This window comes from Limnohabitans sp. Rim28, assembly GCF_000293865.2.
GTDB lineage: Bacteria > Pseudomonadota > Gammaproteobacteria > Burkholderiales > Burkholderiaceae_C > Limnohabitans_A.
The window spans coordinates 1-16,674 of sequence record NZ_ALKN02000018.1 but is presented as its reverse complement, the minus strand read 5'-3'; the positions used below and the strand labels follow the sequence as shown (position 1 = coordinate 16,674).

Annotated in this window: 15 protein-coding genes; 12 read left to right on the top strand and 3 right to left on the bottom strand. The window is 54.5% G+C overall.

Features of this window, described 5'->3' with window-relative positions:
• The first annotated feature begins 76 nt into the window (after positions 1–76).
• Positions 77–553 (top strand): transcription elongation factor GreA, encoded by a 477-nt coding sequence (greA, locus tag B472_RS15420; RefSeq protein ID WP_019427506.1) that lies wholly within the window; start codon positions 77–79, stop codon positions 551–553.
• A 70-nt stretch (positions 554–623) separates the two neighbouring features.
• Here greA and B472_RS15415 read toward each other — a convergent pair whose 3' ends face one another.
• Positions 624–1,097, bottom strand: coding sequence for a YhbY family RNA-binding protein (locus B472_RS15415; protein WP_019427505.1), 474 nt, complete (start codon positions 1,095–1,097; stop codon positions 624–626).
• A gap of 31 nt (positions 1,098–1,128) precedes the next feature.
• Between B472_RS15415 and B472_RS15410 the strand changes: the two genes are divergently transcribed.
• The 4 genes from B472_RS15410 (at position 1,129) to glmM (ending at position 6,172) form a co-directional block, all read left to right on the top strand.
• Positions 1,129–1,791: an RlmE family RNA methyltransferase gene (locus B472_RS15410; RefSeq protein ID WP_019427504.1), complete on the top strand. Its 663-nt coding sequence runs from the start codon at positions 1,129–1,131 to the stop codon at positions 1,789–1,791.
• Between the two features lie 104 nt (positions 1,792–1,895).
• Positions 1,896–3,812, top strand: coding sequence for an ATP-dependent zinc metalloprotease FtsH (ftsH, locus tag B472_RS15405; protein WP_019427503.1), 1,917 nt, complete (start codon positions 1,896–1,898; stop codon positions 3,810–3,812).
• A gap of 62 nt (positions 3,813–3,874) precedes the next feature.
• The gene (gene folP / locus B472_RS15400) at positions 3,875–4,753 is read left to right on the top strand and encodes a dihydropteroate synthase (protein ID WP_019427502.1); all 879 of its coding nucleotides are present in this window, start codon (positions 3,875–3,877) and stop codon (positions 4,751–4,753) included.
• 90 nt (positions 4,754–4,843) lie between these two features.
• Complete coding sequence (glmM, locus tag B472_RS15395) at positions 4,844–6,172, top strand: phosphoglucosamine mutase (protein ID WP_026039647.1); 1,329 nt, start codon at positions 4,844–4,846, stop codon at positions 6,170–6,172.
• Positions 6,173–6,225: 53 nt separating this feature from the next.
• Here glmM and B472_RS15390 read toward each other — a convergent pair whose 3' ends face one another.
• The gene (locus tag B472_RS15390) at positions 6,226–7,047 is read right to left on the bottom strand and encodes a pyruvate, water dikinase regulatory protein (protein ID WP_026039646.1); all 822 of its coding nucleotides are present in this window, start codon (positions 7,045–7,047) and stop codon (positions 6,226–6,228) included.
• 144 nt (positions 7,048–7,191) lie between these two features.
• Between B472_RS15390 and ppsA the strand changes: the two genes are divergently transcribed.
• The 7 genes from ppsA (at position 7,192) to dnaB (ending at position 14,846) form a co-directional block, all read left to right on the top strand.
• Positions 7,192–9,582: a phosphoenolpyruvate synthase gene (gene ppsA, locus B472_RS15385; RefSeq protein WP_019427499.1), complete on the top strand. Its 2,391-nt coding sequence runs from the start codon at positions 7,192–7,194 to the stop codon at positions 9,580–9,582.
• Between the two features lie 12 nt (positions 9,583–9,594).
• On the top strand, positions 9,595–11,727 hold the full coding sequence (locus tag B472_RS15380; protein WP_019427498.1) for a VC_2705 family sodium/solute symporter: 2,133 nt from the start codon (positions 9,595–9,597) through the stop codon (positions 11,725–11,727).
• Positions 11,728–11,819: 92 nt separating this feature from the next.
• A complete protein-coding gene (rpsF, locus tag B472_RS15375) occupies positions 11,820–12,185 on the top strand; it encodes a 30S ribosomal protein S6 (RefSeq protein ID WP_019427497.1) in 366 nt (121 codons plus the stop codon).
• Between the two features lie 17 nt (positions 12,186–12,202).
• A complete protein-coding gene (gene priB, locus B472_RS15370; RefSeq protein WP_026039645.1) occupies positions 12,203–12,490 on the top strand; it encodes a primosomal replication protein N in 288 nt (95 codons plus the stop codon).
• A 14-nt stretch (positions 12,491–12,504) separates the two neighbouring features.
• A complete protein-coding gene (gene rpsR / locus B472_RS15365) occupies positions 12,505–12,786 on the top strand; it encodes a 30S ribosomal protein S18 (protein ID WP_019427495.1) in 282 nt (93 codons plus the stop codon).
• Positions 12,787–12,797: 11 nt separating this feature from the next.
• Complete coding sequence (rplI, locus tag B472_RS15360; RefSeq protein ID WP_019427494.1) at positions 12,798–13,250, top strand: 50S ribosomal protein L9; 453 nt, start codon at positions 12,798–12,800, stop codon at positions 13,248–13,250.
• Between the two features lie 177 nt (positions 13,251–13,427).
• The gene (dnaB, locus tag B472_RS15355; protein WP_019427493.1) at positions 13,428–14,846 is read left to right on the top strand and encodes a replicative DNA helicase; all 1,419 of its coding nucleotides are present in this window, start codon (positions 13,428–13,430) and stop codon (positions 14,844–14,846) included.
• 29 nt (positions 14,847–14,875) lie between these two features.
• On the opposite strand, the gene B472_RS15350 is transcribed toward dnaB, so the two are convergent.
• Complete coding sequence (locus B472_RS15350; protein ID WP_019427492.1) at positions 14,876–16,588, bottom strand: PhoH family protein; 1,713 nt, start codon at positions 16,586–16,588, stop codon at positions 14,876–14,878.
• Positions 16,589–16,674: the final 86 nt, after the last annotated feature.

Sequence of the window (16,674 nt, the reverse complement as noted above, 5' to 3'; positions counted from 1 at the left end):
TTCTTATGGCAGGGCATAATGCTGCGAATCACCGCCGAGTTTCATCACTCGGCGGTTTGTTTTTGGAGAACCCCGCATGTCCACCATTCCGATCACCAAACGTGGCGCTGAAAAACTCAAAGACGAGTTGCATCGCCTGAAAACTGTCGACCGACCTGGCGTGATTCAAGCCATTGCTGAGGCCCGCGCCCAAGGCGACCTGAGTGAGAACGCCGAATACGATGCCGCCAAAGACCGTCAAGGTTTTGTGGAAGGTCGCATTCAAGAAATTGAAGGAAAGTTGTCGGCTGCACAGATCATCGATCCGGCATCGGTAGATGCCGGTGGCCGCGTGGTGTTTGGCACCACCGTCGAGTTGGAAGACGAAAGCACTGGCGAGGCCGTGACGTATCAGATCGTGGGTGAGGACGAAGCCGATTTGAAGTTGGGTTTGATCAACATCAGCAGCCCCATTGCCCGCGCGTTGATTGGCAAGGAAGAGGGCGATGTGGCCGAGGTGCAGGCTCCGGGTGGTGTGCGCCGATACGAAATCGTGGGTGTGTCTTACGTTTGAGCAGACAAAGGCTGTTGCGAAAGCAGCCTTTGTTAGCTTTGCCATCCTGTAGAGGCAGCAACTGAGCTTGTCAGTCGTGTCGCCCTTTTTTGAGCGACTTTTGTTTGGGTTTGGCGCGCTTGATTTGGCCGCCTGCAGCCAGTCGCTGATTGCCCAGAACTCGAACCGTTTTGACTTCAGGACGCTGACCACCTCGTGTGCTGTATTTCAGGATTTTGAAGTCACGAGGACCCGCTTTGCGGTCCTCATCGATTTCTTTGGTTTTCTCAGGCTGGGGGCGCCAGAGAATCAGCAACTTGCCAATGTGTTGAATAGGTGCTGCGTTGAGTTGTTCTGCGAGTTGAGCAAAGATGGCTTCGCGTTGAGCACGGTCGTCGCCCAGCACACGGATCTTGATCAACCCATGGGCATTCAGGGCGGATTCGGTTTCTTTGACGACGGCAGGGGTCAATCCGTCGCCTCCAATCATGACGACTGGGTCAAGGTGGTGGGCATCGGCGCGAAAAACTTTGCGCTCGGCAGGTGTGAGTTGTATTTGGGGCATCCCCGTATTATCCCCGCAAGGACGCAGAAGAATGAAAGTCAAAACGAAAAGTAAAAAAGTCAATAAAGCGTGGTTGAACGACCACGTCAATGACACCTATGTGAAACTGGCTCTGAGAGAGGGGTACCGCGCGCGCGCCGCTTACAAGCTGAAGGAAATTGACGAAACATTGGGCCTGATTCGACCTGGGGATTTGGTGGTGGATTTGGGTTCCGCCCCTGGAGCTTGGAGCCAGTACCTGCGACGCAGACTCTCGCCTGACGGGGCCGCTGTGGGTGCACTGAACGGCGGCATCATTGCCTTGGACCTCTTGCCCATGGCACCGGTCGAGGGCGTTCAATTCATCCAGGGTGATTTCCGAGAAAACGAAGTGGCCACTTTGTTGGAGGCTGCTTTGCAAGGTCGTCAGGCCGATGTGGTGGTATCCGACATGGCCCCCAACCTGTCGGGCATTGAGTCCTCTGATGCTGCACGCATTCAACATTTGATTGAGTTAGCGGTTGAGTTTTCCCAAAATCACCTGAAACCTCAAGGCGCGTTGGTGGTCAAGGTGTTTCACGGCAGTGGCTACAGCCAGATTGTGAAGATGTTCAAAGAGACCTTTAAGGTCGTCAAACCCATCAAGCCCAAGGCTTCCCGGGACAAGTCTTCGGAGACTTTCTTGGTCGGTATGGGCCTGCTCGATACCCATTAAGGTGGTTAAACCTCCCTTTGTGAGGGCTAAAACAGCATTCAGGGCTTGTGTCAGCCCTTCTGAGGCCTAAAATGGCAACAGTTATCTTTTGATTGGAGCCTCACTTGAACAACCCTTGGTTTTCCAAAATTGCCGTCTGGATGGTGATCGCCATGGTGCTTTTCACCTTGTTCAAGCAATTTGACAACCGCGGTGTCGCCAGCGCGAATGCTATTGGTTACTCGGATTTCCTCGAAGAGGTTCGGAACAACCGCATCAAGAGCGCCACGATTTCTGAGAGCCCCGGTGGTACCGAAATCATCGCCATTACCTTGGATGAGCGCCGCATCAAAACAACAGCCACCTACTTGGACCGTGGATTGGTGGGTGATTTGATCAGCAGCGGTGTCAAATTTGACGTCAAACCCCGTGAAGAAGGCTCTTTGCTCATGACTTTGCTGGTCAGTTGGGGCCCTATGTTGCTTTTGATTGGCGTGTGGGTTTACTTCATGCGTCAGATGCAAGGTGGCGGAAAAGGCGGAGCCTTCAGCTTTGGTAAATCCAAAGCCCGCATGATGGACGAGAACAACAACACCACCACTTTCGCTGATGTGGCGGGTTGTGATGAAGCCAAAGAAGAGGTCAAAGAAGTGGTTGACTTCTTGAAAGACCCACAACGTTTCCAAAAATTGGGGGGGCGCATTCCTCGTGGTTTGCTTTTGGTTGGCCCTCCAGGAACGGGTAAAACTTTGCTGGCCAAAGGCATTGCCGGCGAAGCCAAGGTTCCTTTTTTCAGCATCTCGGGTTCTGATTTCGTTGAGATGTTTGTGGGTGTGGGTGCTTCCCGCGTTCGCGACATGTTTGAAAACGCCAAGAAGAATGCCCCTTGCATCATTTTTATTGATGAAATCGACGCGGTTGGTCGCCAGCGGGGTGCCGGCTTAGGCGGTGGAAACGACGAGCGCGAACAGACCCTTAACCAGATGCTGGTTGAGATGGACGGCTTTGAGACCAACTTGGGTGTCATTGTGGTGGCCGCCACCAACCGCCCAGACATTTTGGACGCCGCTTTGCTGCGCCCAGGCCGCTTTGACCGCCAGGTCTATGTGACACTGCCCGATATCCGCGGCCGTGAGCAAATTTTGAACGTGCACATGCGCAAAGTGCCCATTGGCCAAGACGTGAACGCCGGTGTGATCGCCCGCGGTACGCCTGGCATGAGTGGTGCCGACTTGGCCAACTTGTGCAACGAAGCGGCTTTGATGGCGGCCCGTCGCAACGCCCGAGTGGTGGAAATGGTCGACTTTGAAAAGGCCAAGGACAAAATTTTGATGGGCCCAGAGCGTAAAAGCATGGTCATGCCCGAAGAAGAGCGTCGCAACACGGCTTACCACGAAGCGGGGCATGCCTTGATCGGCAATCTGTTGCCCAAATGCGACCCGGTGCACAAGGTCACCATCATTCCCCGTGGCCGCGCCTTGGGTGTGACCATGAGCTTGCCTGAAAAGGATCGCTACAGCTACGACAAAGAGTTCATGCTGAACCAGATCAGCATGCTCTTTGGTGGCCGAATCGCTGAAGAAGTGTTCATGAACCAAATGACCACGGGTGCGAGCAACGACTTTGAGCGTGCAACATCGATTGCCCGTGACATGGTAATGCGGTACGGCATGACCGATGCCTTGGGCCCCATGGTGTATGCCGAAAACGAAGGTGAAGTTTTCTTGGGCCGTTCGGTGACCAAAACCACCAACATGAGCGAATCCACCATGCAAAAAGTGGACATGGAAGTGCGTCGCATCATCGATGAGCAATACACATTGGCCCGTCGCCTGATTGAAGAGCACAGTGCTCAAATGCATGGCATGGCCAAAGCTTTGCTCGAGTGGGAAACCATCGACAAGGACCAGATCGCGGACATCATGGCTGGCCGCGACCCCATGCCTCCGAAGGATTGGACACCCCGTACGCCTCCTTCTGGCGGCAACAGCGGCGGTGGGTCTCCAGTTGTTCAATCTGAACCGGCCACCACAGCGGCCTGATTCATACCGTTGGAGCTCAAAAAAACGGGGCCTTCGGCCCCGTTTTTCATGGAAAAACCCTGATGCAGTTCATGCCGCCCTTACCACCATCGGCCCAGCATTGGCAAACCGCACGGTTTGAGTTGAACTTGTCCAAGCCCTTGGTCATGGGCATTGTTAACCTCACGCCCGACTCATTCTCTGACGGCGGTTTGTACGCTGACACCCCACAAGCCTTGCGTCATGCAGAACGACTGCTGAGTGAAGGGGCCGATATTTTGGACATCGGCGCAGAATCTACCCGACCCGGTGCCGAGGCTTTGCCATTGGCCCTCGAGTTGGCCAGGCTTGAACCTTTGCTGCGTGAAGTTGTCCGTTGGAATGTGCCGATCTCAGTCGACACATACAAACCCGAGGTGATGCAGGCCAGCTTAGATTGGGGTGTGGACATCGTCAATGACATTTGGGCGCTGCGCCAGCCGGGTGCGCTGCAAGTCGTGGCTGCTCACGCAAACTGCGGCATCTGTTTGATGCACATGCACCGTGATCCTCAAAGCATGCAAACCCAACCCATGACGGAGGATGTCTTGTCTGAGGTGGAACTCTTTTTGCGAACCCGCGTTGCCACGGTCTCGGATGCCGGTGTGGCTGTTTCCAGGCTTGTTTTGGATCCTGGCATTGGTTTCGGAAAAACTGTGGCGCAAAACTTTCAGCTTTTGGCCAGGCAAGCAGATTTATTGCGTTTAGGCCTTCCACTTTTGGCCGGTTGGTCTCGAAAATCTGCATTGGGTGCCGCACTCGCGCAAGACGGACACTTGCCTGACCCCGGGCAGAGACAAGTGGCCAGCGTGGCCGCAGCAGTGATGGCAGTCGATCGGGGGGCGTCGGTGGTTCGCGTGCATGACGTCAAGCAGACCGTTGACGCACTCAAAATTTGGTCAACTGCCCAGCAGCATGTCTGATGACGATGAGGCCACTGCCTGAAAATGGCCGCATTGCGCATGGCTTGAACGGCTAAAATTATTCAGACAACAATGATCAGGACCGCTCACATGGCACGTCAATATTTCGGCACGGATGGCATACGCGGCACGGTGGGCCAAAGTCCGATCACACCTGATTTCATCTTGCGTTTGGCGCATGCCGTGGGTCGCGTCTTGAAAGCTCAAGAGGCACACCCTACCGTCTTGATCGGAAAAGACACGCGCATATCCGGGTACATGCTCGAAAGTGCTTTGGAGTCTGGCTTCAATTCTGCGGGTGTGGATGTGGTGCTGTTGGGGCCTGTGCCCACGCCTGCGGTGGCCTATTTGACCCGCGCCCAGCGCGCTTCATTGGGCGTTGTCATCAGTGCCAGCCACAACCCCTTTGCCGATAACGGTATCAAGTTTTTCAGTGCGCAAGGACAAAAACTGACGGATGCTTGGGAGGAGGCCGTTGAGGCCGTTTTGCTGGAAGATCCCGTTTGGGTTGACTCTGCTGCTCTCGGGAAGACCCGCCGTTTGGACGATGCAGCAGGTCGCTACATTGAATTTTGTAAAAGTACTTTTTCGAACGATTTGACCCTCAAGGGCTTGAAGATCGTGGTGGACGCTGCGCACGGTGCGGCTTATCAAATCGCTCCAAAAGTTTTTCACGAACTGGGCGCGGAGGTCATCGCCATTGGTTGTTCACCCAATGGGCTGAACATCAACAAGGACGTGGGTGCGACGCATCCCGCTGCCTTGGTTCAGTCAGTCAAAGACCAGCGCGCCGATTACGGCATTGCTTTGGACGGCGATGCGGACCGCTTGCAGTTTGTGGATGCCACAGGTCGTTTGTTCAATGGGGATGAACTTTTGTACCTCATGGTTGCCGATCGCTTGGCACGCGATGAAGCCGTTCCTGGGGCTGTGGGCACATTGATGACCAATTTGGCGATCGAAGTCGCTCTCAAACAACGTGGTGTGCAGTTTGTCAGGGCCAAAGTGGGTGACCGGTACGTCCTTGAGGTCTTGCAGGACAAAGGGTGGTTGCTGGGTGGCGAAGGCTCAGGACATTTATTGGTGCTGGACAAGCACACCACAGGCGATGGACTGGTCAGCGCCTTGCAGGTGCTGCAAGCTTGCGTGGGCAGCAGAAAAACCATGGCGCAATTGTTGGAGGGCATCACGCTGTTTCCACAAACCTTGATCAATGTGCGATTGATGCCCGGCTTTGATTGGCAAGGCCACCCAGCTTTGTGGGACGCTAAGCGCTACGCTGAAACCGAACTGGGCGAATCGGGCCGGGTTTTGATCCGCGCCAGTGGGACCGAGCCTTTGGTGCGGGTGATGGTTGAGGCGCGTGATGCTGTTCAAGCCCGTGAGTGTGCTGAACGCATCGCGGCCACTTTGCTTTGACAGCTTAGGGGGCTTTGGCTGGGGACGTTGCGTGTCTAAGGCTGCGTTTGTCTTCAGTAAATCAGCCGATCAGGCTTGATCTCTTGCAAGATGGTGGTGGCGATCTCTTCAATGGATTTGGTGGTCGTCGACAGCCATCGGATGCTTGAGCGACGCATCATGGCTTCGGCTTCGGACACCTCCATGCGGCAATTCTCTAGGCTGGCATAACGCGAATTGGGCCTGCGCTCAGCGCGTATTTCGGCCAACCGCTCTGGGTGAATGCTCAAGCCAAAAATTTTTGGGCGATGTGGCATCAAAGCCGGTGGCAGTTGGCGGCGGTCAAAGTCTTCGGGAATCAAGGGGTAGTTGGCCGCTTTGAGGCCATGCTGCATGGCCAGGTAAAGGCTTGTGGGTGTTTTGCCGCTGCGGCTAACCCCCACCAAAATGACATCAGCCGACTCCAGATCCCGGTTGGATTGGCCATCGTCATGCGCCAACGAAAAATTGATGGCCTCTATCCGGTCGTGGTATTCCTTGCTTTTACTGACATCTGAAAAGCGCCCCACCCGGTGGTGCGACTTGATGCCCAGTTCGGCTTCCAGTGGGTTGACAAAGGTACCGAACATGTCGAGAAGCATGCCCTGGCAATGTTCTTGAAGCACTTTGAGGACATCCATGTTCACCAAAGTGGTGAACACAATGGGCTTGGTTCCTTCTGTTTCTGCGGTGTGGTTGATTTGCCGCACCGCTTGGTGTGCTTTGTCGATGGTGTCTGTGAAAGGAAGTCGAACGTGCCGTGACTTCATGTCGAATTGGGCCAAGATGGCGTTGCCAAAAGTTTCGGCGGTGATGCCTGTGCCGTCTGATACGAAAAATACAGTGCGTTTTGGCATGCTTGTCATTAATTTCAATGGCCGGGATCAACATGACCCCTAAAATCAGTCAATTATCCACAGCTGTCCGCTCGGGGTTCTATTCAAAGAACAACACAACCCTGACCTGAACCATGGAGCCGGGTTTTAACTTTGGAGCTTTGCATGTCTGATCTTTTCAGCGAGACCCCTTTGGTCGTTCCCTTTGAGTTGTTGCGCATGACCGACGTTGAGTCGGTCGGTGGCAAAAACGCCAGCTTGGGGGAGATGATCTCCCAATTGCCCTCGGGTGTGCGTGTCCCCACAGGCTTTGCCACCACGGCCCACGCATTTCGCCAGTTTTTGGCGTTTGGCGGGCTGACCGAGCGCATCAACGCCCGACTGGAGGCCTTGGACACGGAGGACGTTCGCGCCTTGGCTGCAGCGGGTGCTGAAATTCGCGCCATGGTTGAGGCCCAGCCTTTTCCAGAGGATTTGGCCCAAGCTATTCGCGAGGAATTCGTTCGTCTACAAGGCAACAACCCTGAGGCTTCGTTTGCGGTGCGATCTTCGGCCACAGCCGAAGACTTACCGGACGCATCCTTTGCGGGTCAACAAGAAACCTTCTTGAACGTGGTCGGGATCGACGATGTGCTGCACAAGATGAAAGAGGTGTTTGCCTCCTTGTACAACGACCGCGCCATCAGTTACCGGGTGCACAAGGGTTTCGCTCACGCCGAGGTCGCTTTATCGGCAGGCGTGCAGCGCATGGTGCGTTCCGATTTGGGGGCAGCTGGCGTCATGTTCACGATCGACACCGAGTCTGGTTTTGAAGACGTGGTTTTCATCACCTCCAGCTATGGTTTGGGTGAAACCGTGGTGCAAGGCGCTGTGAATCCTGACGAGTTTTATGTTCACAAACCGATGCTTGCCGCAGGCAAGCGCTGCGTGATCCGTCGCAACCTGGGCTCCAAGCTCGTTGAGATGGTGTTCGCCAGTGCGCAAGAAAAAGCCGCTTCTGGGAAGCTGGTCAAAACCACAGATGTGCCCACTGAATTGCGCAACCGATACAGCCTCACCGACGCCGAGGTCGAGCAATTGGCTCGCTATGCGGTGGTGATCGAGCAGCATTACGGCCGGCCAATGGACATCGAATGGGGCAAAGACGGTACCGATGGCTTGCTGTACATCCTGCAAGCACGCCCCGAGACCGTCAAAAGTCAGGCCAAGGGCACGCCTGAGTTGCGTTACAAGCTCAAAGGCAAAAGCGCCATTCTGGCCGAGGGCAGGGCGATTGGCCAAAAGATTGGCACCGGCCCGGTCCGTCTGGTTCATCACATCAGTGAGATGGACCAAGTTCAGCCCGGTGATGTTTTGGTGACCGACATGACCGACCCCAATTGGGAACCGGTGATGAAGCGCGCCAGCGCCATCGTGACCAACCGCGGCGGACGCACTTGCCACGCCGCCATCATTGCCCGCGAATTGGGCATTCCTGCGGTGGTCGGTTGTGGCAATGCCACCGAGCAATTGACCGAGGGCAGTTTGGTCACCGTCAGTTGCGCCGAAGGCGATACCGGCCATATTTACGATGGGCTGCTCGAAACCGAAGTCAGCGAAATCCAGCGTGGCGTGCTGCCTGAGATCAAAACCAAGATCATGATGAACGTGGGCAACCCCCAGTTGGCGTTTGACTTTGCACAGCTGCCCAATGCGGGTGTGGGCTTGGCGCGTCTTGAATTCATCATCAACAACAACATCGGCGTGCACCCCAAGGCCATCTTGGACTATCCCGCCATCGATGCCGACCTGAAAAAAGCCGTTGAATCGGTGGCCCGAGGCCATGCTTCCCCCCGCGCTTTTTACGTTGACAAGGTCGCCGAAGGCGTGGCCAGCATCGCGGCCGCCTTCTGGCCCAAGCCGGTCATCGTGCGTTTGTCCGACTTCAAGAGCAACGAGTACCGCAAACTCATTGGCGGCAGCCGCTATGAGCCAGAAGAAGAAAACCCGATGCTGGGCTTCCGTGGCGCAGCGCGTTACATCAGCGCAGACTTTGGTGAAGCTTTTGCCATGGAGTGCGAGGCCCTCAAACGGGTTCGCGGTGAGATGGGCCTGACCAACGTGCAGATCATGGTGCCCTTTGTGCGAACTTTGGGTCAAGCCGAAAAGGTGACCCAGTTGCTGGCCAGTCAAGGTCTGCGTCGTGGAGAAGGTGACCTCAAAATCATCATGATGTGTGAAGTGCCCAGTAACGCCATTTTGGCAGAGCGCTTTCTGGAATTTTTCGACGGATTCTCGATTGGTTCAAACGACTTAACCCAGCTCACCCTGGGCCTGGACCGTGACTCGGGCTTGGCGTTGCTGGCAGCTGATTTCGACGAGCGTGACCCAGCGGTGACCGCTTTGATCTCGCAAGCCATCAAGGCTTGTTTGGCGCAGGGCAAATACGTTGGCATCTGCGGCCAGGGCCCCTCAGACCATCCGGATTTTGCACATTGGTTGATGGACCAAGGCATCAGCTCTATCTCGCTGAACCCGGACACCGTGATCGAGACCTGGACCCAGTTGGGCCGTTAAGTCAACAAGGCCATGGCGATGACCAGCCCCCAAGACATCGACATGTCCGCGTCGTACCGATGGCGGCTTCATCGAAATGTGCTGATTTACGTCGTTTTTTTGCTGAGCTTGATCGGAGCCATGGCATGGGCTGAAAGTGCAGGGTTGTCCAAAAACCTGATTGGCCCGATTTTCTTGTTCAGCACGGTGATGATTTATGCCCTGATCGGCATAGCGGGCAGGACAACCAACGAAGACGAATATTACGTGGCTGGCCGCCGTATTCCTGCCATGTACAACGGCATGGCTACCGCGGCGGATTGGATGAGTGCAGCCTCTTTCATCAGTTTGGCAGGCGCGCTTTATTTGCAAGGGTATTCTGGCAGTGGCAACCAACCCGGAGGTCTCGCTTATGTGATTGGTTGGACAGGCGGTTTTTGCCTGGTTGCTTTATTGATTGCACCCCAATTGCGTGCGATGCGCCTCTACACATTGCCAGACTATTTCGACCAACGTTATGGTGGTCGTTGGCCTCGTGTGATCGCTGCTTTGGCTTCTGTGTTGTGTTCCTTCACCTACATCGTGGCGCAAATTTACGGCATTGGCTTGATCGCCTCACGTTTGACGGGTGTGCAGTTTGAAATCGGCATTTTGCTGGGCTTGGGCGGAGTTTTGTTGTGCTCTTTTCTGGGGGGCATGCGGGCCATCACGTGGACACAAGTGGCGCAATACATCATGCTTTTGCTGGCGTTCATGATTCCCGTGTCTTGGTTGGCCTACAAGCAATTGGGCAATCCTGTCGCGCCTTTGGTTTATGGCAACCAATTGTCTGCCATTGCGGCCATTGAAAAACGATTGATGGATGACCCTGCCGAGTTGGAGGTTCGGCGTGAATACGCGCAACGCGCCAAACTTTACGCTTCTCGCTTGCAGGATGTGGATGCGTCGATCGTCGAATTGCAGCAAGAGCTGGAAGCCAAAATTCAATTGCTCAAAGCCCAAGGGGCCGATTTCGCAACCATTGCCCAAGTGCGCAGAGAGCTCTTGGCGATGCCGCAAGATCCTGCAAAAGCCAGAGAAGAATGGACACGCGCCAAGATTGAAAACCTGGAACGTTCACGCCCCCTGGGAGGCATGCCAGCCCATACACAGTCTTTCACCGGAAACCCTGAAGCTGGAATGGCTCAAGAACGCCTTTTCAACGAATCCCGACTCAACTTTTTGGCGTTGATTTTTTGTCTCATGGTTGGCACGGCGGGTTTGCCTCACTTGCTGACGCGTTTTTACACCCTGCCCAGTGTGGCTGAAACACGCAGTTCTGTGGCTTGGTCCTTGTTTTTTATTGGTTTGATTTACCTCAGTGTCCCAGCTTTGGCTGTGTTGGTGAAATTCGAGGTGCTCAACAATTTAGTGGGCAGTCGTTTTGATACCCTGCCCAGTTGGATGGCCCAATGGACAAGGCTTGACGCTGACTTGTTGTCCTTTTCAGATGTCAATGGCGACGGCATTTTGCAGCTGGGTGAGCTCAAATTGGGCGCAGACATGATCATGCTCGCCACACCAGAACTGGGCGGTATGCCTTTTGTTGTCTCTGGCTTGGTGGCGGCAGGTGGTCTGGCTGCACCGCTTTCGACCGCCGATGGCTTGCTTCTAACCATCAGCAATGCTTTGGTGCGTGATATGCGTCCCAATGGCGGCAGTGGGCCCAAGTCATCCGAGGGCAGGGTGATTTTGTCCAAGTTCGCGCTGTTGGCGGTGGCCATGGTGGCGGCAGTTGTGGCGGCCTTCAAACCCGCTGAAATTTTGGCGCTGGTTTCGGCTTCTTTTTCTTTGGCTGCGTCTGCCTTTTTCCCCGGAATGGTGCTTGGAATGCTTTGGCCGCGCGTGCACAGACCCGCTGTGGTGATGGGCATGTTGTCGGGATTGGGCGTAACCATTTTTTACATGCTGGTCAATGCACCGGGATTCAGACATTTTTGGGGAATGGACCCTTTTGGTGGACTTTGGTGGGGCATTCAGCCCCTGTCGGCAGGCGTATTTGGGGTTCCGGTTGGGTTTGGTGTGATGCTTTTGGCGACATGGTTGACGCCGGCACGCTTCATCGGTCAAACCACCATGCGGCCCGTGACGCAACGCAACGCGTCTGAAAGCTTTCCTGGGCTGTGAGTTCGAGCTATAATGTGAGGCTCGCCTTGCTGCACCCCGACAGACGCTGGGGGCAGCTTTCCAACCATTTGGGTTAACCTCAAGGAGTATCAATGCGTCATTACGAAATCATTTTGCTGATCCATCCCGATCAGTCTGAACAAGTTCCAGCCATGCTGGAGCGTTACAAGGGCATGATTGTTGCCGGCGGTGGCAGCATTCACCGTGTCGAAGACTGGGGTCGCCGCCAGCTGGCCTATCAGATCAACAAACTGGGTAAAGCCCACTACCTGTGTGTCAACATTGAAGCCGACCAAGCGGTCATGGCTGAACTTGAACACGCTTTCAAGTTCAACGACGCTGTGCTCCGTCACATGACGGTGCTCAAGAAAAAAGCCGACACAGGCCCTTCGTCCATGATGAAGCAAGTTGAGCGCGAAGAAGCTCGCAAGTCCCAACAAGCCGAATTCGCTGCTTGATACTGACCTGTTGAGGAGTGAATCGTACCGAATTGAAAGCCTGTATTGCCGAGCAAACTGCTTTGCGATACACCCCCGCTGGTTTGCCCGCTCTGGATTTGATTTTGGAGCACACCTCTGAATTACAAGAGGCAGGGCAAATGCGAAAAGTCCAGTTGAAACTTCGTGCCTTGGCCATTGGGTCTTTGGCAGAAAGATTGGTCAAGCAAGCGGTTGGCAGTGTTTGGACGTTCTCAGGCTTTTTGGCCACCCCTCGACAAGGCAAAAGTGTCGTGTTGCACATTCAAGAATTTCAGCAAGATTAATTTCAGGAGGCCCCATGGCCACGTTTAAAAAGTTCAACAAAGACAAGCGCCCTAAGCGCAATACCCAGTCACTGCTGTTCAAGCGCAAGCGTTTCTGCCGCTTCACAGTCACTGGCGTCGAAGAGATCGACTACAAAGACGTCGACACTTTGCGTGATTTCATTGCCGAAAACGGCAAAATTATTCCCGCGCGTTTGACTGGCACCCGTGCCATTTTCCAGCGCCAGCTCAACACAGCCATCAAGCGCGCTCGCTTTTTGGCCATGTTGCCCTACACCGACCAGCACAAAGTCTAAGGAGTCCAACCATGCAAATCATCCTGCTCGAAAAGGTTGTGAACCTGGGTAATCTGGGCGATATCGTCAAAGTCAAAGACGGCTACGCTCGTAATTTCTTGATCCCACAAGGCCGTGCACGCCGTGCCACCGAAGCCAACAAAGCCGAGTTCGAAGCGCGTCGCGTTGAGCTTGAAAAAGCGGCTGCTGCCAAACTGGCCGATGCTCAAGCGCAAGGCGAGAAGTTGTCCGGTACAGTTGTCAAGTTGTCGCAAAAGGCGGGTGTTGACGGTCGTTTGTTCGGTTCCGTCACCAACCACGACATTTGCGAAGAGCTGAACAAACAAGGCTACAAATTGGTGAAATCCCAAATTCGCATGCCGAATGGCCCCATCAAAGTCGTCAGCGACTCCTCGGTTTCCGTTGCGCTTCACACCGACGTGGTGGTTGAAGTCACTGTCTCCGTCTACGGCGAATCTGCCTGATCGTTCTTTCGGTCTTTAAAAGCCGCCAAGCCTCGTGCTTTGGCGGCTTTTTATTTGGGTCGGGCTTTATTCATGGGTTTTACATGTCTGGTCACTGGCAGTGCAGGGCTTATCCACAGGTTTATCCCGGATGGTTGCTGATTTTCCGTCTAACATGATCGTTTTGGTTTTTCACCCATGTCCTCTGCTTACCCTTATCTTTTGAACACTTACCCATCCGATGGCTCATCTGACAGCCAGGTCGCTAACTTGCGTGTTCCACCTCATTCCATTGAGGCCGAGTCGAGCGTTTTGGGTGGCTTGCTGTTGGACAACGCAGCATGGGACCGGGTCGGGGATTTGCTTGTCGATAACGACTTTTATCGTCATGAGCACAAGCTGATTTATGCGGCGATCGGTGCTTTGATCAATGTCTCTAAGCCTGCTGACGTCATCACGGTCAACGAGTATTTACAAAACCAAGGCAAAGCCGACGAAATGGGTGGGTTGGGTTACCTGAACTCACTCGCTCAGTATGTGCCCAGTGCGAGCAATATCCGACGTTACGCTGAAATTGTTCGTGAACGCTCCATTCTTCGCAAGCTCGTTTCGGCCAGTGACGAGATTGCGACGAATGCCTTCAACCCACAAGGCAAAGCGATTGATCGGATCTTGGACGAAGCCGAGCAGAAAATTTTCAACATCGGTGAAGAAGGCTCACGGATGAAACAGGGCTTCCAGTCGATGGACACCCTGGTCGTCGAGTTGTTGGACCGTGTGCAGGAGATGGCCGACAACCCCAACGACATCACGGGTGTGCCGACGGGTTTCTATGACTTGGACAGGATGACATCGGGTTTGCAACCCGGTGATATGGTGGTGCTGGCGGCGAGGCCATCGATGGGTAAAACGGCTTTTGCCATCAACATCGCCGAACATGTTGCCCTGAACGAAGGATTGCCGGTTGCCGTGTTTTCGATGGAGATGGGCGCCTCACAACTGGCTGTGCGGGTTGTCGGTTCCATTGGGCGCATTGACCAAGGCCATTTGCGCACGGGTAAGTTGAACGACGACGAATGGCCACGCCTGACCGAAGCGATTGAAAAATTACGCACCGTGTCATTGCACATTGATGAAACGCCAGGACTCACACCCTCGGAATTGCGTGCCAATGCCCGTCGCTTGGCGCGACAGTGCGGTAAGCTGGGTTTGATTGTGGTCGACTACTTGCAGCTGATGAGTGGGTCCGGTGGCTCGGGGGGCGATAACCGCGCCACCGAATTGGGCGAAATTTCGCGAGGTCTGAAAATGCTGGCCAAAGAGCTTCAGTGTCCGGTGATCGCCTTGTCACAGCTCAACCGCAGTGTGGAGCAAAGAACAGACAAGCGGCCCATGATGAGCGACCTTCGGGAGTCGGGCGCCATTGAGCAAGACGCTGACATCATCATGTTCATTTACCGAGACGATTACTACAACAAGGACTCGAAAGAGCCGGGTGTGGCTGAAATCATCATTGGCAAGCAACGAAACGGCCCCACAGGGACCGTGAAGTTGACTTTCTTGAAGAATTTGACCCGTTTCGAGAGCTTGGCCTCAGGCCTCAGTGACGATTACTGAGGCCCGCAAGCTCACGAGGCGATGCTGCGTCAAAGGGCTTCGCTGGCAAAGTCTGCCAAGCGGGACCGCTCACCCCGCGCCAAAGTGATGTGCCCCCCGTGCGCCCAACCCTTGAATCTGTCGACCGCGTAGGTCAAGCCTGAAGAACCTTCAGTCAGGTAAGGCGTGTCAATTTGTGCCAAGTTGCCCATGCAAATGATTTTGGTGCCCGGGCCAGCGCGGGTGATCAGGGTTTTCATCTGTTTGGGCGTTAAATTCTGCGCCTCGTCGATGATCACGTATTTGTTCATGAAGGTGCGCCCACGCATGAAATTCATGCTCTTGATCTTGATACGGCTTTTGATCAACTCGTTGGTCGCTGCGCGGCCCCATTCACCGGAATTGCCACCGTCGCCCTTGGCCAAAAACTCCAGGTTGTCGTCCAGCGCACCCATCCAAGGACCCATTTTTTCTTCTTCGGTACCGGGCAAAAAGCCAATGTCTTCACCCACACTCACGGTAGCGCGGGTCATGATGATTTCGGTGTAGCGACGATCGTCCAGCACTTGCGTCAGGCCTGCAGCCAATGCCATGAGCGTCTTACCGGTCCCTGCGGTACCGGCTAAGGTCACAAAATCGACATCAGGATCGGTCAGTAAATTCATGGCAAAGTTTTGTTCTCGGTTGCGTGTTGTGACGCCCCAGACTGCATTCTTTTGATGGGTAAAGTCCCTCAAAGTGCGCAACACAGCTGTTTTGCCCCGAATCTCTGTCACCCTGGCATACAGACTGGGTTCACCGACTGCCTCGAAGTAAACGAACTGGTTCATCAGCAAGCTGGGCACAATCGGCCCCGTGATGCGATAAAAGGTATTAGTTCCTTGTTGCCAGCTTTCCACGGTCTTGCCATGCTTGATCCAAAAGTCTGCTGGCAAGGCCAAAGACCCGGGATAAAGCAGATCGCCGTCTTCCAATGTTTTGTCGTTTTGGTAGTCCTCCGCCTGAAGACCCAAAGCGCGTGCTTTCACACGCATGTTGATGTCCTTCGACACCAAAACCACATCGCGCGGTGAGTGAAGCTGGCCCAATGCCTTGACCACGCCGAGAATTTGGTTATCGGCCTTACCTTGTGGCAGTGCCAACGGCAGGCTCAGATCCAATGCTTGCGTCTGGAAGAACAACTGACCCAGTGCATCGGTGTAGCCTGTGGTGTTCAAGGGTGACCCCTTACCCAGATCGGCTCCTTGTGCGGATGCCAAAGCGTCCAGGGAGCGACTGGCTTGTCGGGCGTTGCGTGCGACCTCTGTCATGCCTTTTTTGTGACCGTCGAGCTCCTCCAGCACGATCATGGGCAAAAACACATCGTGTTCTTCGAAGCGGAACAAACTCATCGGATCGTGCATCAATACATTGGTATCGAGCACAAATAACTTGCTGGGACCCGTTCGGCGTTTGGATTTCGTTTTGATGCGCTGGTTCGACCCGTGGGGCAATGGATTTTCGGAGGCTGCTGACTTGACCTTTTCAGAACGGTTGGTGTGTTGGCTTTGCGTTTGGCCTTCATCACGCGCCTGCGCAGTTTTGCGTGTTCTTACGGCCAGTTTGGGGGGGGCAACGGCAGTCATTGCGTCAGTCACGGCGGTGATAGACCGCTTTGTTTCTACTTGAACCATGGCCTGAGACTCCAACTCTTCGGAGGGAGCTCCAAAGGCTTTGGTGTTCAAGCGGCTGGCTCTTTGTGAGGGGGCTGGGGGCAGTGGCATGAGCAAAGGCCTGTTAATGAAAGAGTGGATAGGCAAAAAACAAAAAAGCCGCCTGGTGAACCAGGCGGCTTTGTTGGGGTGAATTG